The sequence below is a fragment of the Leptospira soteropolitanensis genome (assembly GCF_026151655.1).
GTDB classification, from domain to species: domain Bacteria; phylum Spirochaetota; class Leptospiria; order Leptospirales; family Leptospiraceae; genus Leptospira_A; species Leptospira_A soteropolitanensis.
This window is the reverse complement of sequence record NZ_JAMQPN010000004.1, coordinates 160,632-180,947: the sequence shown is the minus strand read 5'-3', so window position 1 is coordinate 180,947 and position 20,316 is coordinate 160,632. Positions and strand designations below refer to the sequence as shown.

Annotated in this window: 18 protein-coding genes; all 18 read right to left on the bottom strand. The window is 32.9% G+C overall.

What is annotated here, in order from left to right; genetic code table 11:
* Nucleotide 1: 1 nt before the first annotated feature.
* Nucleotides 2-1,141, bottom strand: a complete 1,140-nt coding sequence (locus ND811_RS11110) for a glycosyltransferase family 2 protein (protein WP_265352051.1) — start codon at nucleotides 1,139-1,141, stop codon at nucleotides 2-4.
* The gene (locus tag ND811_RS11105; protein WP_265352052.1) at nucleotides 1,138-3,042 is read right to left on the bottom strand and encodes an O-antigen ligase family protein; all 1,905 of its coding nucleotides are present in this window, start codon (nucleotides 3,040-3,042) and stop codon (nucleotides 1,138-1,140) included. The genes ND811_RS11110 and ND811_RS11105 overlap by 4 nt, the downstream gene beginning before the upstream one ends.
* A gap of 36 nt (nucleotides 3,043-3,078) precedes the next feature.
* A complete protein-coding gene (locus tag ND811_RS11100; RefSeq protein ID WP_265352053.1) occupies nucleotides 3,079-3,873 on the bottom strand; it encodes a glycosyltransferase family 2 protein in 795 nt (264 codons plus the stop codon).
* 72 nt (nucleotides 3,874-3,945) lie between these two features.
* Nucleotides 3,946-4,707, bottom strand: coding sequence for a glycosyltransferase family 2 protein (locus ND811_RS11095; protein WP_265352054.1), 762 nt, complete (start codon nucleotides 4,705-4,707; stop codon nucleotides 3,946-3,948).
* An 80-nt stretch (nucleotides 4,708-4,787) separates the two neighbouring features.
* Nucleotides 4,788-5,912: a UDP-galactopyranose mutase gene (glf, locus tag ND811_RS11090; RefSeq protein WP_265352055.1), complete on the bottom strand. Its 1,125-nt coding sequence runs from the start codon at nucleotides 5,910-5,912 to the stop codon at nucleotides 4,788-4,790.
* Nucleotides 5,909-6,835 carry a glycosyltransferase family 2 protein gene (locus tag ND811_RS11085; protein WP_265352056.1) on the bottom strand — a complete coding sequence of 309 codons (927 nt, stop codon included), beginning with the start codon at nucleotides 6,833-6,835 and terminating at the stop codon, nucleotides 5,909-5,911. Before ND811_RS11085 ends, glf begins: the two co-directional genes overlap by 4 nt.
* Nucleotides 6,836-8,041: a glycosyltransferase family 4 protein gene (locus ND811_RS11080; protein ID WP_265352057.1), complete on the bottom strand. Its 1,206-nt coding sequence runs from the start codon at nucleotides 8,039-8,041 to the stop codon at nucleotides 6,836-6,838.
* Nucleotides 8,038-9,333, bottom strand: a complete 1,296-nt coding sequence (locus ND811_RS11075) for a glycosyltransferase family 4 protein (RefSeq protein ID WP_265352058.1) — start codon at nucleotides 9,331-9,333, stop codon at nucleotides 8,038-8,040. The genes ND811_RS11080 and ND811_RS11075 overlap by 4 nt, the downstream gene beginning before the upstream one ends.
* A complete protein-coding gene (locus ND811_RS11070) occupies nucleotides 9,317-9,550 on the bottom strand; it encodes a hypothetical protein (protein WP_265352059.1) in 234 nt (77 codons plus the stop codon). The genes ND811_RS11075 and ND811_RS11070 overlap by 17 nt, the downstream gene beginning before the upstream one ends.
* Complete coding sequence (locus ND811_RS11065) at nucleotides 9,550-10,461, bottom strand: glycosyltransferase family 2 protein (protein ID WP_265352060.1); 912 nt, start codon at nucleotides 10,459-10,461, stop codon at nucleotides 9,550-9,552. The genes ND811_RS11070 and ND811_RS11065 overlap by 1 nt, the downstream gene beginning before the upstream one ends.
* Before the next feature lie 158 nt (nucleotides 10,462-10,619).
* On the bottom strand, nucleotides 10,620-11,999 hold the full coding sequence (locus tag ND811_RS11060; RefSeq protein ID WP_265361174.1) for a hypothetical protein: 1,380 nt from the start codon (nucleotides 11,997-11,999) through the stop codon (nucleotides 10,620-10,622).
* Nucleotides 12,000-12,256: 257 nt separating this feature from the next.
* Nucleotides 12,257-13,183, bottom strand: a complete 927-nt coding sequence (locus ND811_RS11055) for a glycosyltransferase family 2 protein (protein WP_265352062.1) — start codon at nucleotides 13,181-13,183, stop codon at nucleotides 12,257-12,259.
* Nucleotides 13,184-13,185: 2 nt separating this feature from the next.
* Nucleotides 13,186-14,109, bottom strand: a complete 924-nt coding sequence (locus ND811_RS11050; protein WP_265352063.1) for a glycosyltransferase family protein — start codon at nucleotides 14,107-14,109, stop codon at nucleotides 13,186-13,188.
* Nucleotides 14,109-15,269 (bottom strand): glycosyltransferase family 4 protein, encoded by a 1,161-nt coding sequence (locus ND811_RS11045; protein WP_265352064.1) that lies wholly within the window; start codon nucleotides 15,267-15,269, stop codon nucleotides 14,109-14,111. The genes ND811_RS11050 and ND811_RS11045 overlap by 1 nt, the downstream gene beginning before the upstream one ends.
* 2 nt (nucleotides 15,270-15,271) lie before the next feature.
* Complete coding sequence (locus tag ND811_RS11040; RefSeq protein ID WP_265352065.1) at nucleotides 15,272-16,585, bottom strand: flippase; 1,314 nt, start codon at nucleotides 16,583-16,585, stop codon at nucleotides 15,272-15,274.
* A gap of 29 nt (nucleotides 16,586-16,614) precedes the next feature.
* Complete coding sequence (locus tag ND811_RS11035; RefSeq protein WP_265352066.1) at nucleotides 16,615-17,481, bottom strand: DUF1229 domain-containing protein; 867 nt, start codon at nucleotides 17,479-17,481, stop codon at nucleotides 16,615-16,617.
* A 331-nt stretch (nucleotides 17,482-17,812) separates the two neighbouring features.
* Entirely contained in the window at nucleotides 17,813-19,084 is a 1,272-nt protein-coding gene (locus ND811_RS11030) for a sugar transferase (protein ID WP_265352067.1), read from the bottom strand.
* Nucleotides 19,081-20,301: a glycosyltransferase family 4 protein gene (locus tag ND811_RS11025; protein ID WP_265352068.1), complete on the bottom strand. Its 1,221-nt coding sequence runs from the start codon at nucleotides 20,299-20,301 to the stop codon at nucleotides 19,081-19,083. Before ND811_RS11025 ends, ND811_RS11030 begins: the two co-directional genes overlap by 4 nt.
* Nucleotides 20,302-20,316: the final 15 nt, after the last annotated feature.

Here is a 20,316-nt window from a genome sequence, read left to right as displayed (position 1 = left end):
CCTAATCTCGTTTGATTATGTGAGCCGTTACCGCTTGGAGTGCAAAAATGAATAATGTTAAACTCAAATTTGTAGCAACAATAAACTCACGTTCCAAGTTGATAAAAACAAATCCGCTCTTTTGCCATTGCAAAAATACCAATACGATGGCCAGAGCGATAATACCAAGACCACTTAGCAAAACAAAAAAGAGGCGATCCTCTTCCATCGACAAAATATTTTGGTACATTTTGCTTATTCTGGGTTGTTTCGTTGCTATTAACAAACCTGTTCCCCAAAGACTGAGTCCCAAAATGGATAAAAAGGCAAAGAATACCATTGAATGAATTCCATATAAATTCATCCCAGCAATGGAAATGACTTTTCCAACAAAAAAGCCGACCAACAACTGCAACCAGAAGAAAGAAAATAACACAAGGCCGCATCGTTCAAATAAATGCGGAGCATAAAACAAAATCCGCAAAAGATGACGCATTCCATCACGCCATGTTTTTAAATGAGGGATTCTACCCTCTTTATCCGGGTAGAGCGAAACCGGCACATGTTCCATTTTCGACTCGTGCAACAATGCTTTGATTAGCAATTCAGAAGCAAACTCCATTCCCTTACTTTTTATATCCCAAGAAAGGTATTTATCTTTTTTAAAACATCTAAACCCGGAATTGCTATCGCGAATTTTAAATTTCTTAGAATATAATAAATTAATAATCCAATTAATAACCGGCGTACCTAAGTATCTATGCAAAAAAGGCATCGCACCTTTATGAATTTCTCCATCAAGTCGTGAGCCGATTACCATATCATAATCGCCTTCAACAAGTTTAAGAATTAAAGCTGGTGCTTCTAAAAAGTCATACGTATCATCAGCATCGGCAAAAACAATGATATCACCTTTTGCATTTCTAATCCCAGAATCTAGTGCGGCACCGTACCCGCGTTCCTTAGCAGGTGCAACCCTTACACCAAATTTCTTTGCTATAGATATAGATTTATCAGTACTTCCATTGTCTGAAACCAAAATTTCTATATCCATTTTTTTTGAATAATCTTCCTTTATTCTTACCAATTTTTCCAATACATAAGGAAGTGTTTTCTCTTCATTCAAACATGGGATCACAAAACTAACGCTTGTTTTTTTCATTGAGACTCTCGTTTATATATTTCAAATGGATCATTTAATGATAACAAATATTCCGTCAAGCCCACTAAACCAGTAGATACTTCATTCTGCTTTTGGTAACCCAATAGTTTCGAATAACAAATCGCAGGCAATAACTGGTATTGAAAACACTTTTCGATTAAATTCGCTTGGCTGCTTTCTGATTGAGTTAAAGCAAGATTTAAAAAGAAAAACTTATTACCTAAAAATTGATACGTCGAAGAAGACCGAACTGGAATTTCTAAATTTGTTCGAGTGGCATCCGTTTCTTTAGGCAAAAAGAATTCAAAATTATGTGGTATTACATATTTACTATATTTTAGAGTAAAATGTTCAACTAAAGAAAACCTAAAGCTACTTGCAGTTAAGATTACAACAATTACGATAATAGCGTATTTAGAGGGATTCGGCCTTTTCTCTACACTTTCCTTATCAAAAGGAAATTCAATTAATGCAAAAACCCCAACTAACAAAAAAATATTCGAGATTTCCAAAGTATTAAAATCATATAATTCATGCAAAGCCCAAACCAACAGTAAACACCAAATAGCGGAGTTATGCATCCATAACGTTCGAAAAAAATGTCTTTTAGTATATGCTATATAAACGAACCAAATAAGAACTAATAGAAAGCCAACAATCCCGAAGGAACCGAAAACTTGTACATAAAGATTGTGTGCTAACGGAAAACTATTAAAATTTAAAATATAATCACGAATAAAAAAAGCACTATTAGTATCTGAGACATCGGTTATGCTGAACGGTATTTTATTTTCAGGAAACAAACCAAATCCAAAAAATGGATTCGACTTGAGTGTAGCTAGTATATAAAAACTCCATATCGAGAGCCGTATAGTTGTCGTTCCCAAACTGAAAACTGATTTTTCTGTTTTAAGAAAAATAAAAATGCCTAATACCAAAAGGGACAATACAAAAATAGAGCCATATAACTTACGTTTAGGGGAGCCTAAAAATAGAAAGTAGATAGTAACAAAAACAGCAAAAGATAGAATAGAATTCCTTGAAATGGTTACGCCAAGAAATGCGATAGATATGGAAACAGCGAGAACATTAAGATATTTCTGGAGCTGTGATTGTTTTGGCTCAAGCCAAATGATTACTGAAACTCCTGAGATTAAGAGGGCATTAGAAGCGAGTAAACTAACTGGAATGAGGAAGATATCTTCATGGTATGAAGTAATCTGAAAATTCGGATCTTGAAAGATTTTCCAAATCAAAAAACAAGAATTTAATATAAAATACAAAACGCAAGATTTTAAAAAGAATAGAGTTTTCTGTCTTTCCCAAATGGTAAAAAGACGAAAGAATATAAATCCTTCAAGAACTAGGATCGCTCGTTGTAAGGCAAAATCATCCCACCAATCCTTGAAGATTAAAAGCAAAATCAAAAGTAATGGGAAATAAAATGTAGATAACTTTGCTGTGCGATAAAATTTTAAATTTTTGCCTCCCATAACAATCGCAAAGGCAATAGGCACAGAGGGATATGCCATAAAATCGCCAAAGGAAATTGCGGGAATAATTGCTAGAAATGGACCTATTAAAGAAAAATTATTCTCAGATAACTTTTTAAATGTAAATAAAAGAAACAAAATCCAAATAAAAGAAATCACCTTGATTCCCATTTTTTGCGGGAGAACTTGGACTGGATCATATTCGGCGATTTTTAAAAAGACAAAACAGGTTAGAAAGATAGTAAGAAAGAGATCCCAGTATTTTCTTTTTTCCAAAAGGAAGGAGCGCCAATGGAAAGAAGTATAGATGATAAAGAGGAATAAACCAAGTCCAAGGAGGTCAATGCGAAAGTTCTTTTGGTTTGTATGAGATTGAAAAACAAATACCAACCCCAATAAAAGAAACATTTCCCCAAAAAAAGGTAAAAACCTAACCATATAGGTTTAAAGCCAATTTGCAGTCTTAGGTATATATTTTTCCGGGAGAGACTTGTGAAAGAATTCCCTTTTGTTTGCGAATAAATTGAAAAAAATTATATGACGTAATGCAGCAATCCCATCTTTCCACGTGATCTTTTTACCTTCTAAATAATTTCTTGGATAATAAGATATAGGAAACTCTTGAACTTTGACTTTCAATCTGGCAACTTTTGCTGTAACCTCTGGTTCAAAACCAAAACGTTTTGATTCAAGCGAAATATTTTGAATAATTTCAGCGCGGAAAGCTTTATAACAAGTTTCCATATCTGTTAGATACAACCCACTTAGGATATTGGACAAGATCGTTAAAATGCGATTGATCAGATAGTGAAAGGTGCGATGTACTTGACGTCCATCTTTCTTAAATCGAGACCCAAAAACCACGTCCGCCTTTCCTTCAGCAATCGGTGTAATCAACATAGGAATTTCGTCCATGTCATACTCGAAGTCAGCATCCTGAACAATGATAATATTGCCAGTAGCTTCGGAAATACCTCTATGCAGAGCTGCCCCTTTGCCTTGGTTCTTTTCTTGCATTAAGATTTTATGTTCCGAACGGAACCGATATTTTTGTAAAATAGAAAGGGAGTTATCTCTGGAGGCATCGTCAATAAAAACGAGCTCCTTGGGGGTAGGTAATTTTAAAGAATCGACCTTATCTAAAAATTCCTCAAGGTGAGAGGATTCATTATAAATAGGGATAATAAGGGAAGTTTTATTGATTTTCCCGGAACTTCCGAGGTTACGTCTAGCGACCATATTTACCTTCTAGGAATTCTTTAGATTAAGGGAAGTCAAGCTGTAAAAAAGACTATGTGGTGTTGATGGCGCCTATTTATTTTTATATTTCCTTAGCCCGCGAATCCCGTGAATGAAAGTGAGAACCAAAGCGGAGAAAAAGCTAAGTTTTTCTCGATTTTTTAACATCCGAAAATGGGCAAACATCACTTTTTTCTTGTTAGATGTCGCTGCCCCCCTGCGAACACGGTATCTAGCCAAAATTTCAGAATTTCCAAATGCTTTTTTGCCTTCCCGAAGTATATCCAACCATAAAGCATAATCGTCACGAAGACTTTTTAAACTAGGATCAAAAAATTTTTTACCTACGCTAGGAACATGATAAATCGCAGTAAGTAGGCCAACACGATTATAAAAAAGCAAATCACGATATGTATACTCTTTTGCCTTTACCATAAATGGTTCACAAAATTCGGTTCCATTTTCATCAACTATACGATAAGAAGAAAAGGAAAATGGAGATTGGTATTTCTGCATAAATGGAATCATTTTTTCTAAGAATTCTGGTTCCCACAAATCATCAGCATCTAAGAAAGCAATATATTCACCCTTAGCTAGTTTAATTCCTGTATTACGAGTATCTGCCGATCCCGAATTTTTTTCCTTTTGAACGACTTGGATTCGGGGGTCAGTTTTTGCAATTTTTTTGGCAAGAGAGACCGTTTCATCCTTAGAGCAATCATCTATCAGTAGAAGTTCCCAGTCTTGAAATCCTTGGTTTTTCAATGAATTGACAGACTCTTCCAGATAGGAAACCGCATTATATGCAGGCATTATTACAGAAACTTTAGGCATGGGAATATGGACAGGATGTGGAAATGATTTATTTTTAAAAGTAAAAATGAAGTTATTTGATCAGCCTATAAATTCGAATTCTAAACGGATTTGTCCGATTCCAAAAATTTTGCCGCACAATCAAGCGCCTCTTCAATAATATGATGCATATCCAAATATCGATACGTAGCTAAACGTCCTAAAAAACTAACTTTTTGTATAAGCCTGACTTCTTCTTCGTATAACTTAAGTTTTTTCAAATCACTCTCTAGCCTCTTAGGATAATATGGAATATCTGTTTCAGTAGTTTCTTTACTGTATTCTTCAAAATAGATGGTTTTATCAAAAGATTCCCAAGGCGTAAAATGTTTATGTTCGTGTATTCTAGTATATGGGACTGACTCATCTGCATAATTAATGACAGGATTCCCTTGATGATCGCCCTCTTCTCGAAAGTCTTTAAAATATACAGTGCGATAACCAAGTCGCCCATGACGAAAGGAAAAAAATGCATCAATAGGACCTGTATAAAAAATATGATGGTAATCCAAATCAATATCACTTTCGCCTGAAAATTTTTGATTTAATTTTACTCTAATTAAATCGTGTGCTAATATCCTTTCAATAACATAAGAATACCCGTTTTCAGGTATCCCTTGATATCGATCATTATAATAATTATCATCATAAGAAAAGCGAACTGGTAGTCTTTTCAAGATTGATGCCGGTAATTCCGATGGTTCGCACCCCCATTGTTTCTTTGTATATCCATAAAAGAATGCTTTATACAACTCTTCTCCAACAAACTTTTTAGCCTGTTCTTCAAATGTTTTTGGTTCCTGTATAGACTTGTCACCTTTTGATTGAATCCAATCGATTGCCTCTCCCGGAGAAAGGGCCTTACCATAAAATTGATTGATAGTATGCAAATTAATTGGGAGAGAATAGACTTGTCCATTGTATATTGACTTCACTCTATTTACAAAAGGATGAAAACGGTCAAATTGGTTCACATAGTCCCAGACAAGCTTGTTACTTGTGTGGAAAATATGTGGTCCGTATTTATGAACCATAATACCAGTTTCCTTATCCCTTTCAGTATGACAGTTGCCACCGATATGGTTTCGTTCATCAATTACATCGATAGAATAACGACCTGTCTTAGCCAATGAATTCGCAACAACTGCTCCAGAGAAACCTGCACCAATGATTAAAATTTTTTTCATATATATCTTGAAGGAATAAATTTAAGAATAAAAAACACAAACTTCTTCGCTATATTTTTCATAAAACGGACAAACCGTTTTCGATTTAATTCAATAAATGATGTTGATTCAATCGATTTGTTAAATTTAAAAAAATCATCCAAAAATCTTTTTTGCGTTTTTGACAATTTTCGGGAAAAAACTTCGCTTTTAAACTGTTCGGAAAATTCTAAACCATCTTGAAAGACTAATCGCGATTCCCTTGCAAAAACCAAATCTGAATTCAAAAAATTAGATCTAATTTTATCCAACTCATCAACACCTGCGGAAATATTTTTTGATGATAATCCACCAAGTGAATAATTTACAATCGACTTAAAAACTGGAAGTCCCTTGTACCCAGCTTGAATCACTCTATACATAAAATCTACATCTGCAGCATATTTATACTGGGTGTTAAATCCTCCTAAATGATCGTAAACTTTCTTTTTACATAAATAGGTTTGATGATTGGAAGGATTTCCTAAAAAATAATCTATGTCAGTCAAAGTTTTAGGAGGCCATTTTTTTAATCCAAAAAACAAAGTGGCACAACCACATACATAGTCAAATTCAGTATTTCCAACTTCACTCAATAGCAAACTCAATGAATCACTAGATAAAAAATAATCGTCAGCATTTAAAAAAAGAATCCATTTCCCATTTGCTATTTTTAATGCCTGATTCATAGCATCATAAACACCAAAATCTCTCTGCGAAACAATCGTTAACTGCCTACGGTATTTTTCTATTTGTTTAAGCGTTCCGTCTGTGCTAAGGCCATCCCAAACGATAATTTCTAAACTTACATTTTTCTGTTCTAATGCAGAGACCAAAGTTCTTTGAATTGTTTTCTCGGCATTGCGGACAACGGTAATGACAGTAACCAGAGGTATTGATTTCAATTAAACTTTACTCAGTTCTTTGTAGATTTCTAAATATGAATTAGTGCATTTATCCCAGGAAAAAGCCTTAACCCGTTCATAGCCTTTCATTCGAAGTGATTCTAACTTGTGCGTTGAATTTAAGTTTTCCAGTAACAATTCACAAAAGGCAGTCGCATTCTTGGGGTCAAAATATTCGGCAGCATCACCTGCAACTTCCTTAAACACTTTAATGTCACTACAGAAAACAGGACAACCAACTGACATAGCTTCCAATAATGGAATGCCAAAACCCTCATATAACGAGGGATAAACAAATAACTTTGCATTTCGATAAAGATTCGCTAATACAGTATCTGAAGAAAATGAGACATGCTTCACTTTGTCAGACAATCCTAATCCATTTATATTCTTTAATTCTTTCGGACTAAACGACTTTCCGCCAGCACAGACAAGAATAAGTTTTTTTTCTCTGGATAATGAACTAAAAACTTTTAAGAGAAATTCAAAATTTTTATATTCTCCCCTATTACCTACGAACAAAATATAATCTGCACCAAAGTCCTGAGTCCCTTCTACCGGTTCCTTCGAAAGATCACCTGCATTATGAATTACAAAAACTTTTTCTTTTGGAATATGATTATAAATACTAAGAAAATCATCTTTGGTTGAGTTGGAGACGCATACGATTCGATCTGCGGCTTTCGAAAGTATTTCGCGATTTCTTAGTAAAAAATTGTTTGAACCGTAATATTCAGGGAACAATTCATGTACGCAGTCATGAATTGTTAAAACTAGTTTAGTTTTACTTTGTTCAATCGAATTAAGATAATAGCGATGATAATAGGTTGGATGAAATACAGTATATTCATTATTTGTAAGGGCAGAAACTACTTCTTCGTTAACAAATTTAATTTCCCTAGAAAGGCTAAATCTTTGGATACCGCTTTCTTTATTCAAAAGAAAATCTGGAATTTGCAATCCTAATTTGCGAAATATTGATAAAGTTACTTTATAAAGGCCATATAATGAAAAAGGTTTAACTTGGTTTATTTGTCTAGCTCCAAACTGACTGAAAATTTTTCCATCTTCATAGCTAGATAAATCAAGGGGAATTGAGTAATTAATCCTTTCTTGATCAAGTTTTTTGAAAATTTCAAAAAAAATCTTTGTGATTCCGCCGTATTTATTTTGAAAAAAAATTTGATGATCGAATAAAACTTTCATTTTAAAATATTTTGATAAATCTTTTTAAGTTGAAGCACGGATTTTTCCCAGCTGAAAAGTGACGCTTGTTTCCTGGATTTTAGAGAAAGTTTCCTACGTAAACCTCTACTAGTAACAAGATCCTTCATTCTTAGAAAAATTTCATCTTCATCCCTAGGATCAACAAGGACACCGGCCTCACCAACCACTTCAGGTAATGATGAAGTATTTGAAACAATCACTGGAAGACCAGATTTCATAGCTTCTAGAGGTGGCAACCCAAAACCTTCATATAAAGAAAGATAAACAAAAAACAATGCTCCAGAATATATTAACGCCATTTCTTCATCTGATATAAAACCCAAAAAAATGATTCGATTCTTGAAAACATCAGGATATTCGGATTCTAAAGTGCCAAACTCAACTCCCCATCCTCTCCCACCTAAGATGACAAATTTTATCTCGGGATCTAAACCTTCTTCCACTAACCGAACAAATGCACGAATTGATGATTTCAAGTTTTTCCTTGGCTCAAGAGTTGAAACAGTAAGAATATATTTTTTGTTTTTTAAACCATACTTCAAAATTTCTTTATCTAATTCAAAATCAGATTCTACTTCATGGAAAACCTTATCACATCCCAATAAAACTACATTTATCCTATCCTTATTAATATTAGGAATCGATTTAATAATATCCAACTTACTAAACTCAGAATTAGTAATGATATTGGTTTCAGAGTCTAAATCTCGGATAATTTTCCAGACTACATTATCACGATTCGAAACAAAAAATTCCGGATACAAAATGGGGATTAAGTCATGAATAAAAATTACCTTCCGAATCTTTGAATTTTTGATAAAAGCAGGAAAAGGCAAGTAAGGCGAATGGAAAATAAACTCTTCATTTAAAAACTCACTTCTAATTGGATATAAATATTCCCTCATTCCCAAGATCATAAGAAGAGGATCCAAAATAGATTGAATGATTTTAGGAATGAAAAACTTATACAATACCTTTCTCTTGAAATCCACTAAATTCAAAACCCAAAGATAAAGAAGAAAAACCTTATCTTTAGATTTTGAATATTTCCTAGGCACCAGTAAACGATCAGATTGTATACGTATATTATGATTCTCTAAATATTCATAAAAACTGCAAATATTGCCCTGAACAGAAGACAGATAAAGTTCAAAATCCTTTTGGTGTATAGACTCATTTAACAAATTTTCTATCACTCGGAAAATTCCCGTTTTCGCTTTATTACTACGAACGGACCATGCAAGTATAGAAATATCAAAGATAATTTTCAAATCTTAAAAACTCTTCACTATTTGAGGGAAAGTTTTCGCTAGAATCCGATATCCGAATATCTGCTAAGTCAAGAATCTCAAAACTTTTGTTCAAAAATTCATTATAACAAATTGCTTTTCTTATTGCTCCCTGCTCAAGACAGAATACTTGAATCATTTTTTGCCCATATGGCAACCAAACAAACTTTTTAATATAAACCAAGCGATTTGAATCCATTATTGGTATTTTAACCTTAAGAAATAAGCATATAACCTAACTGCGATTTTCAATAAAATTCCATTTCCAAATATTCCCATTTTTAACAGAAAATATTTTGCATAAAAGAAAAGCCAATGCGCAGAGACCTTACCGATCAAATTTTTTTGCATTGCAAGAATTTCGTTATGTACGTTGAAATTTTGACTTGTTTTTGTATTTTCATGTATTCTCGTACAAGCAATTGTTTTAGGAAGGAATGTAAATTCGAAACTCTTTGCTACTCTCAGCCAATACTCGTAATCCATACAATAACCAAGAGATTCATTTAGATAGCCGATAATATCCAATATATCGCGTCTCAAAAAGACCGTCGGTTGGCATATAATGCAATATTCAAACAGCCTTGAAAAAGAATATGTTTCAATTGGATAAAATTCTATTAAATTGTCACTCTTATCTATATGGAGTCCTATTGCATAAAGAGCATAGACATCTTTATTTAAAAACAGACTAACAACTTTGCTTAAGGCACCAGGAAGATAAACATCGTCAGAATTCAACCAAGCAATAATATTGCCTTCTGCAATTTTCCAGCCATTATTGATCGCATTCGTTTGCCCCTTGTCTTTTTCGGAATAAAACCGATAGCTAACTCCAAGACAATTTACCTTGCAATTCGAATCTATTTGAAATTTTTTAAATTTTCGACCTTTAAATTCCTGTACTAATTCACCTACATCATATTTTTTTTTAAAATAATCCAAAATATCGACAGTGTTGTCATTGGATTTTCCATCCATAACAATATAATCGATAAAGAAATCGCCTTCCTGAGAAATAACGGATTTCAAAGTTCTCTCAATAAACTCTCCCTGATTGAAAGAGGGAGTCACAATTGATATAATATTAATATTTTCTGTTGAACTCATTAATCAATATCTCTTTAACAGTAATAAGTAATTATCATTAAAACACTTTTCGACACACAAATCAGAAATAGGAAAACATAACTTTTAGAACGACATCTCTCTAAAAAATAAAATACTATTGTGATGAAAAAAATTCAAGTATCTTGTTAAACTATTTGCTAATAAACAATCAACCGTTGATTTATCTCTTTACAAAACGGATATTTTTCATTGGGATTAAAAGAAAATTCCCCAAAATGAAAAAGTATGCAATGGTCAATATTTTCCTTTTTTAAATTCCCAAGAGGCTTCAAATTTTTCGTTATATCTCCCTGGAGACTTAAATTTCTTAAGTAGGACATGAGTCCATCCTGAAATTGAGAATAATACTTAACATCATCGACATCCATAATAAATGGAAATTGTAAATTATAATACTTTGCATACTGTAAGAGCGAATCAGCAGGTTCAAACTCAGTGAAGTTCCGAACAAAAATAATGCCTAAATTATCTTTTGATTCAAACTTCAATGTTTCAATCGTCTGATGCAAAGCCAATGTCCTCTTGGAATTTTTCCTTGAGAAGTTCTGGATTTCATTTATAGCGAAAGCAGAAAAACCGAAAGAGGCAAAAACTAAAAATACGAAAGAAAAGAACAGCCTGTTTTTCATTATTTTTTTGGGAAAAATAATTCGAATAATCAATCCTAAACAAATTACAAAGTAAAGGTTATAGAAGACTGCAACAGGGAAATCATATCGATTATTTTGAGGCAATTCCCCACTATAAAAAACGATATTCAGTAGTATATTAATGATTAAAAATAATAAAATAGCTATAGCTGACCAAAATTTCATTAGAAATCTAATGAAACTCTTTTTAACTGCAATTACGATTCCAAGTAAAACAAACAAAATCAATGGCTGTGAGATTAGGGAATTGTCAATCAAAGCGAATAATTTCCTCAACCTCTCTGGAATCTGCGCGCTATTACCATTCACATCTACAGGATTTATAGAAATTGCTTTTATTACAGCAAATACAATTAGAAAGCCAAATAATATTGGAATGATATATAGAGCATGATAGTATCTGAACTTCCATTTTTCGTTTAATTGATTCGAAAAAAAGAAAAATGGTAAAAACGCCATTAAAAACATATTTTCCTTTGAACCAATTATAATCATGAGAGCCAATACTTGTAAAATTACGGAACCTAGATTTTGCCGAATTTTCTTATCCCAATTGAAGGTAGTTAAAATATAGATAGCTACTCCCAGAGTTACATATGTTTCACCAGGTCCTAAACGAGAATATATATCTGCCCAATAAGTAAAACTAAAACAAGCGAAAGTCCATGCCAACGCAACAGGTGTTGTTAAAAAAATCCGAAACAATAAGATTAAGGAATAGGTAAAAGATACTATTATTATAAACCGAAACATATACCAAAGAAAAGAATTATCCTTCCAGAGGAAAACTTCAATTAACCTTAGAATATAATAAGCAGGTCTATAACGTGTACTAATACCAAATAATCCCACTTCTGTCTGATCCATTAATACACTAAAAAAATCAGGCCAACCACTTGGATTCGATTCAGAACCTAAGAATTGAAAGATTTCATGATCATCGATTAACCAAAATTTTGCCTTAAAATTTGGACCGAAAATATAGTATGAGAACAAAATACTAAAAAATAATACAATAGTTTTTTCATACTTAATTCGCTTCCATATCAGAATTAAGAATGTAAAAAACAAAAGAAAAAGAAGTTGATCCGTTTTAAATATACTAGAATACATTAGAACTTAAATTAGAGATCCTTTTCGCTGATCAGATAATTAGGGCGCCCCTTAGATTGAATGAATAATTTTCCCAGATATTCGCCAATAATTCCTAAAATGATTAATTGCATACCACCGATAAATAATACACTAGTAAGTACAGAGGCCCAACCACTGACTACGCTATCTGAAGAAAAATATATAACTATAGCATATATAGTATAGACACCAGAGAAAAACGAAAGTACCATACCGAAGTAAGTAGCAAAATGCAAAGGTTTTACAGAAAATGAAGTAATTCCATCTAGGGCAAATAAAAACATTCGTTTAATACTATACTTACTAACGCCCCAAACTCTTAATTCAGGAATATATTCGACGGATTCTTTTTTAAATCCGATGGCCGTAACAAGCCCTCTAATAAAAAGATTCTTTTCATTAAATAACCTTAGGGCGAAAATCACCTTTTTATCAAGAAGACGGAAATCAGCTGCTCCGTGTGAAATTTCCAAACCTGATAAATAATTCAGAATATTATAAAACATTGAGGCGGTATTGCGTTTAAACCAAGAAACATTTTCATTGTCTTTTCTTATTGTATAAACGATCTCAGCACCCTCCTCCCATTTTTGAATGAGTGCCGGAATTAATTCTGGAGGGTGTTGTAAATCCGCATCCATAGAAATTACAGCATCTGCATTCGAATGATCAAGTCCAGCCTTCAATGCAACTTGATGACCAAAATTTCTAGAGAAAGAGATATAAGACACCTTTATACCTTTTTTATTCTTAGATAGTTTTTTGATTTCAAAAAGAGTATTATCCCTACTTCCATCATCAACATACAGCAAACGCAGTTTATATTTTTTAAGATTTAATTTAAGGACTCGATCATATAGAGACTTTATGTTGCCTTCTTCGTTAAATGAAGGTATTACAATATCTATTGATTTCATGTTTATCTTATCCCAAGTCTGGAAAAAAAATTAAAGATATGTCGAAGTGAATAATAGAAAAGCCTCTCAAAGAATGGAAGCCGAAACATTAATCTTCGACTAAAATATTCTGTAAATTCTTCTGCAACTACCTTTTTCGGATGAATGAGTGGAAAACTAAGTTCTCCAATTGCCATGCTACTCAATATTGATTCACTTTCCACAGTATGAGTCGCAAATTCTCCGAAACCCTGATTGGAAATTAGATTTATCTTAGGCATTATTGAGAGTCTTTTTTTTCTAAAATTCATATAAACCCATTGATAATCCCATGTATCGATAGTTCCCATAAAAGCATTTGTTATTTGCTTAACCCAAAATGCCCTTTCCTTCTTACTTTTAAAAATAGAATTCACAGTATTTTCAATTTCGACTTTATCAAACGTTCTTAATTCATAACCTTCCCAAGCTCTGCGCCAACTTGCCCATCCCCAAATATGAAAATACTTGGAAAAATAATATGATTCCTTGATGGAATACTGAGAAAAGAAAAAATTATTACCAGATATCATCCCTATTCGATTGTCGTTTTCATACATATTTAGCAATAATTCGCAATAAGCAAAAAACGATTCATTAGGATAACAATCATCCTCTAAGATAATTCCTTTCTCCTCATTCTGAAAGAACCAACTTATGGCAGAAGAAACTCCTTCAGCGCACCCCAAGTTTTTTTCATTAATCTTTAAAATAATCTTAGAAGACAGGGAGTTTTGCTTTGCAATTGCAATCACCTCTTCAACTCTTTTTCTCTCGCCTTCCCTATCTTCTCTAGGACCATCTATAGAGATATAGATTTGAGTAGGATTCACAGAAACAACTTTAGCCAACAATTTTGAAAAAAGATCAGGTCGGTTAAAAGCGATGATTAAAACAGATAAATTCATTAGTATCTTATGCCTTTCTCATATACCTTGTATGTTTCAATTGCAGTTTTATCCCAAGAAAAACGAGAAATATTTTGGAAACCTAATTCCCTTAGATGAACTTGCAACTCTCTTTTAGTTAAAACTTCTCTCACGGCCTTTTCTATTGATTCAGAATTAGTTGGATCAAAATAATAGGCCGATTTTTCCGCAATTTCCGGAAAGGAAGAAGTATTGCTACAAACTACAGGACATCCGGCATCCATAGCTTCAAGTAAAGGTATGCCAAATCCCTCATATAAAGAAGGGAAAACAAATAAAGTGGCATTTTGATATAGATGTGCTAGCGCTATATCGCTTAAAAATGTTTTGTGAACCACTTGATCCTCAATCTTAAATTTTTTAAATAACTTCAATTCCTCTAAAGAAAATACTCCTCCACCCGCAGCAAATATTTTCAAATCATGGAACTCTCTTAATAGGGGAAGTATGCTTTCAACAAAGAAGATAAAATTCTTATAATGAGAGCGATTTCCAACAAACAAAATATAGCGCTCTTCTTTTTTTATATCTGTAGAAGCGCCTTGTAATTTAAATGATCTTCCATGATAAACAACATCAATTTTGTTTTCAGGAATATTATAATAGGAAATCAAATCATTCTTCGTACTTTGCGAAATAGCTATGACTCTTTTCGCATTCAATACAGTTTCAGTTTTTTCCCGTATTGTTTCTGCTGAGTTTTCAAAAAAGTATGGATATCTCTCATGAATTAAATCATGAACAGTAATTACATACGGAATTTTATATTTTTTCGCAAAATCCAAAAAATAAGGATTATAATACGTCGGATGAAAGATATCGCAATTTCCTTTTCCAAACTCCTGAAAAACAAATTTCTCCATCTCTAAATCATGATTAGGAGCAAGTGATAGAATTTGAAATAACTTTAATAATCTATTTTTTCCTTTAAAATATTTTGGAATTAACCAATTTTCATAATTTAAATATTCCTCGTGTGGAAAACTTTGATCTAAATAAACGTTTCTTGAATACAGAATAGAGTTTCGAATTGATACATCACTTATCTTCCTTAGATGAGACATTAGCTCAAAGAAATATCTAGATATACCTCCATAAGTCTGGAGCGAAAAGATTTGATGATCAAAAAAAATTTTCAAACTTATAGTGTTCCAGTTTGCCAGCGTCTAACAAACGACACCAAAACGGAAGGCCATTTCCAAAAAGATAAAGCAGAAAGCTGAATAAAAAACAATTCTCTAACGTCACGAAAAAAAAATGGAATGAACATTGAAGCTACTAATTGTGAAACTAGGGTAGCAAAAGCAGCTCCCCAAACTCCATAAATTGGAATCCAAATATAGTTTAGAACTACATTAACAATCAAACCTGCTAAACTTTTCATAAGAACATATGAATGCTTTCCTTCGATGAGATAGTAATTTCCACCTGCTACACCGATAAAAACAAATATACCTGACCAAATATAAACCTTTAGCACATTGGAAGCACCTAAATATGGGGTACCGTAAAGCCAATAGATAACGTCTTCCCCAATAAACTGGATTACAATTGCCATTCCAAAAGAAATGGAAATCAAAACAATATGAAGCACTTTCAACAATTCTAAATAATCAAATTGTGACTGATTTTTTTTTGTAATCAAAGTTGGGAAAAAAGAGGATGCAAGTCCCATCGGAATAAAATACCAAAACTCACTTAAGCGAACAGCTACACTGTAAATTCCAATTGGAGTATCTCCAAGCATGGAGCCAATCATAAGCTGGTCAATTTTCATATATATAATAATTGATAATGAAGCTATCAATATCGGGAACGATTCCTTTAACGTTTCCTTGATAAGATCTAAATCGACCGAAATCCGACCAATCCCTATCTGGCCTTTAATATAAAAAAGAAAAATGGAAAAATAGGAAACAATTGATTCAAACAGAAAACTAAACATGAAGTAAAGTAGGTTCGCTTTGATAATAAGAAGATAAACTCGAATACAAGAAAATACCAAAAATGAAAAGTTCTCAATATAAACCACGTATTTAATTTCAGTATTTGCTTCATAAAAATATCTTGGGACAGAAAGAAAACGAAACAGCATTGGCACAGCAAGTATCAATCCAATATGGAACGTTAAATCATCCTCATACTTCAGAATATAAAGAATGGTGCATGCAATGCTAAAAAGAAAAATACCCGAAAATAAATGAAGGAAAAAGGATGCATATAGAAGATTGTTAGTTCTTTCGCTATTTTTTACTATTTCGCGAACAAGAATTCCTTCCGTTCCGAGAGGCACGATGGTTGAAAATAAAATGATTAATGAATTCGCATAACTAAACTTTCCAAAATTTTCTGGTCCAAAATACCGAGCAATCCAAACACCTACAAACAAACCAACAAGAGATTTTATTATCTTATCAAATACTAACCAAAGGGAATTTTGAATAATTTTCTTCATAAACTAAAAATGGAAACTAGGATTATTTGTTAAGTTGTGGTTAACAAAGTAAACCCAGCAAAAAGTACTAATATCTGGTATTCAGATGATTCCCAAGGAATAGATGTAAGTAAATAAGGTATAAAAAGTAGAGTAATGATTAGGAGTGATTTAATGTATCTCTTTCTCCAATTTACAAAAATACTAAGGAAAGTTAAAAAAACTGCGCCATAAGCAAAGATAGCAGCATAAGGGCCAGAAGATCTATGTACATCAGAAAAGAAATTATGAAACCAAAACTCATCTAAAATAAGGTGGGACTTCGGATAAATAAAAAAGTTCTGACCAATTTGGGAAAAGTAATCTATACTATGTTGAATTTTACGGGAATATACTCCATTAACTATGCGATCACTCAAGTCTTCCGGTAATAAAAATTCAAATACTGAGATCAAAATTGAAATAACAACAAATACAAAGTAAAACAGAAAAGAGAGGTTCTTCGTTTCACTCGCATACCGAATCACGACAAACACGGTTCCAATAGCTAATACAAAAAAATATGTTCTAGCAATGAATATATAGGAAATAGACAATGAAATTAGAATTGATATTCCTAAAAGAAAATATAATAATCGCTTTTCCTTTACATTTTTATCTCCTAAAAAGCCGAGCAACAGCAGAGAAGAAAAGCTCGCAAGTAATGTTGTTCCTGGAGAATTAACACGGGAACCAGTGAAAAATTCATATGCACGTCCATAATAAGGAGGATCTGCAGTGATTAAAGTTGACACGGTATTTAAGATTGAATGTGTTAACATCCCTAAAGAAAACAATAATACCAAACTAAAGTAAATGTGATCGTTTTTCTGAAGTACCCCTAAGATTAAAAACAACAAAAGAGGAATTGCTCTCACACCATAAGTTACTAAGCTTAAACTTCCATCATACTCAGGAGGAAAAAATGGAAGTCGAAAGTGTAAAAAATAGAGAAAAACAAAACAGGTCCAGAATATAATTAGGATAAGCCTAAAAAAGCTTATTTTATTAAATTTAAGGTTAAAAAGATAATGAATCAAACATATAAAAGAAATAAGTAATGTCAGACGAATGCTATAAATTCCGATACCCAATAAATAAAAACATAACCTCGGTATTGGACAAGTTGTGTTTTTGAACAAAAAACCTTTCAGATATATTCTGTTGAAATTTTGCGCAATTTCAATAAATTTACTCATTAACTTTCAGTTACCTCGCCCCAAACCCAGTGAAGATTGTTTTCACAGTTTTAATGGTGATTAGAAAATCTAACCAAAAGGAGAAATTCTTTATATAATAAAAATCAAATTCTAACTTTATCTTCATACCATCAACTTCGGCAGCATAACCTTGATTCACTTGCGCCCATCCGCTAATGCCTGGCCGAACAACATGTCTGTAAGCAAAGAAAGGCACGTCATTTTCATACCACTGAGACAATTCAAAAGATTCAGGTCGTGGTCCAATAAAACTCATTTGGCCCCAAAAAACATTAATAATCTGCGGCAATTCATCAATGCGGTATTTTCTTAAGAATTTTCCGATCTTCGTAATTCGGGGATCGTCACCAGATCCAGTAAATCCTTTGCCTTTTTTATCATGAAACATGGTACGAAATTTAAGCATTCTAAATGTTTTACCTTGAAAGCCCATCCTTGTTTGGATAAATAAAAAAGGTCCTTTTGATTCTATTTTAATCAAGATAGCAATCAATATTAGAAATGGAAAAATAAACGGAATAGAAATAATAGATGCCAACAAATCAATCATTCTCTTTACGAATTCATAAAAGCTAGACGGTAATAAGCTTCCAAATTCGTTCTCGGACAAATGCTTAATTTGAACTCTACCCGTAAGTGCTTCTCTAATTTTTTTTGTTGAGTAAACGGGAATACGCGCCAAGGTGCATCTCGCAAGAAACTTCTCCCACTCTGCAGGCATTTCGCTTGAGGAAAAATCGGCTACGATCGCATTAAAACGCTGCCCTTCTAAATTAGGTTGTTTTAAAACTACAAAAAGTGCCCCGTGAGCAATCCCAAAATTACGAGCTTCCCCAAAAGGTAATAAAGCATAGCGAACCATTCTATATCTTCGACCAAGGAAAAAACCCAAATAACACCAAGATAATGTAACAAAATAACCAACTAACATTACCTGGATTGAATAGGTTTTACGAGTTAAAAGGATATATAAAATAGGAATTAAAAAACAAAGAGTGGCTACCGGAATTACATAGGATACAGTCTCAGAACCTGGAAGACGAAAGATTTTACGTAAAGAAAAAGTAGAAATAAAAAAAGCCGTTAATGTAGTCAAAAGTGAAGTGAATAAATTTGGATCATCCGAATTCCAAAATTGAATTCCCCAAATGGGTATAGCAGTAGATACGATGAGTAAAATTCCGCCAGTTAAAAATTGAAACAAATAACTCAAAAGAATTTGTTCAAACCAACGTGAGTGTCTTCTAGTATATTCGCTCATCTTTGAATCGTTTTTCCATCATACTTTTTTGCAGAGCTAACTATTTTTTCTACTGTTGTGGCAACAGAGAAAGTGGTATCTAAAAGCTTCTTCGCATTTTTTCCCATAGATTTGCGATGGTTACTATCAAGTAAAGTTACTGCATTTTGATAAAATGTTTCGTGATCTCCAGCTAAAGAAACTAACCCTGCCTTTCCCTCTTCAATCACAGTTTTTAAATCATTTCCCTGGTTCACTGCCCCAAGAATCGGAATTCCGACTTGCATGTATCCAAGAATTTTCCCTGGAAAGTTATGTGTTTTGTGATCTGGATGTAAGGTAAATAATCCGACATCTATTTGTGTTAGTATTGATGTAAATACATCTTGAGAAACAGATCCAAGCAAAAGACAATTTGATAAGTTCTTTTGCGTAATCGTTTCCTTCACCAGTAAAAACTCATCTCCTGCTCCAAGGAATATAAATTGCACATTGGAAAAAGTTAACATTCTCTCTGCGAGGACTAAAAGATTTTTCATATCCTGCGCATGGCCAATATTACCACCATAAAAAAAGATAATACGATCACCTAAATCGTATTCCTTTCTTATATCTACTAGTTTTGCATTGTTTTCATTAGTTAGCGGAGAGGCCCAATTGTACAAAAGCTGAGTATTTTTTAGTTTGGGATAGAATTTGGAAAACCATTTTAAATTGGCAGGTGATTGAATTCCAATTACATCTGCAATTTGATAAAGCCTTCGTTCGTAGAAACGAAATAAATATGCGAGTATTGAGTGTTTTCCAATCATACCATTGTCAATGACCCATTGAGGAAAAAAATCGCGAAGAATTAGGTAGGAAGGTGATTTCCAAATTTCTTTTAAATATCTGACTAATCCAGACCAAAAAATAGTCGGAGAGTAAAAAATAATTAAATCGTGAGGATTTTTTTGTAACCAAGAAGATAAGGCCTTTATGGCACGGAAAGATAATAATATTTCATTGATTAATCGAATCGGTTTTGGGACGTTCTTAATTCTTCCCGACCGAAACCGAAGCACTTTGATTCCATCTAAATCACTTAGCAAATAAGATTCTTTCTCTTCTGGATCTGGTGTCACAACCGTAACAACATGACCTGAATGCAAGAACTCTAAAGCAAGTTCATGCATCATTTTACCAGCTACCTTAATACTCTTCGGTAAATAGTCGTCTACGATGATTAAGATTTTCATTTAATTAATAAGCGA

What these genes read in the sequence shown, in the direction of transcription:
- ND811_RS11110 (WP_265352051.1), bottom strand. Translation starts at nt 1,141, where the DNA reads ATGAAAAAAACAAGCGTTAGTTTTGTGATCCCATGTTTGAATGAAGAG.
- ND811_RS11105 (WP_265352052.1), bottom strand. Translation starts at nt 3,042, where the DNA reads ATGTTTCTTTTATTGGGGTTGGTATTTGTTTTTCAATCTCATACAAAC.
- ND811_RS11100 (WP_265352053.1), bottom strand. Translation starts at nt 3,873, where the DNA reads ATGGTCGCTAGACGTAACCTCGGAAGTTCCGGGAAAATCAATAAAACT.
- ND811_RS11095 (WP_265352054.1), bottom strand. Translation starts at nt 4,707, where the DNA reads ATGCCTAAAGTTTCTGTAATAATGCCTGCATATAATGCGGTTTCCTAT.
- glf (WP_265352055.1), bottom strand. Translation starts at nt 5,912, where the DNA reads ATGAAAAAAATTTTAATCATTGGTGCAGGTTTCTCTGGAGCAGTTGTT.
- ND811_RS11080 (WP_265352057.1), bottom strand. Translation starts at nt 8,041, where the DNA reads ATGAAAGTTTTATTCGATCATCAAATTTTTTTTCAAAATAAATACGGC.
- ND811_RS11070 (WP_265352059.1), bottom strand. Translation starts at nt 9,550, where the DNA reads ATGGATTCAAATCGCTTGGTTTATATTAAAAAGTTTGTTTGGTTGCCA.
- ND811_RS11065 (WP_265352060.1), bottom strand. Translation starts at nt 10,461, where the DNA reads ATGAGTTCAACAGAAAATATTAATATTATATCAATTGTGACTCCCTCT.
- ND811_RS11060 (WP_265361174.1), bottom strand. Translation starts at nt 11,999, where the DNA reads ATGGATCAGACAGAAGTGGGATTATTTGGTATTAGTACACGTTATAGA.
- ND811_RS11055 (WP_265352062.1), bottom strand. Translation starts at nt 13,183, where the DNA reads ATGAAATCAATAGATATTGTAATACCTTCATTTAACGAAGAAGGCAAC.
- ND811_RS11050 (WP_265352063.1), bottom strand. Translation starts at nt 14,109, where the DNA reads ATGAATTTATCTGTTTTAATCATCGCTTTTAACCGACCTGATCTTTTT.
- ND811_RS11040 (WP_265352065.1), bottom strand. Translation starts at nt 16,585, where the DNA reads ATGAAGAAAATTATTCAAAATTCCCTTTGGTTAGTATTTGATAAGATA.
- ND811_RS11030 (WP_265352067.1), bottom strand. Translation starts at nt 19,084, where the DNA reads ATGAGCGAATATACTAGAAGACACTCACGTTGGTTTGAACAAATTCTT.
- ND811_RS11025 (WP_265352068.1), bottom strand. Translation starts at nt 20,301, where the DNA reads ATGAAAATCTTAATCATCGTAGACGACTATTTACCGAAGAGTATTAAG.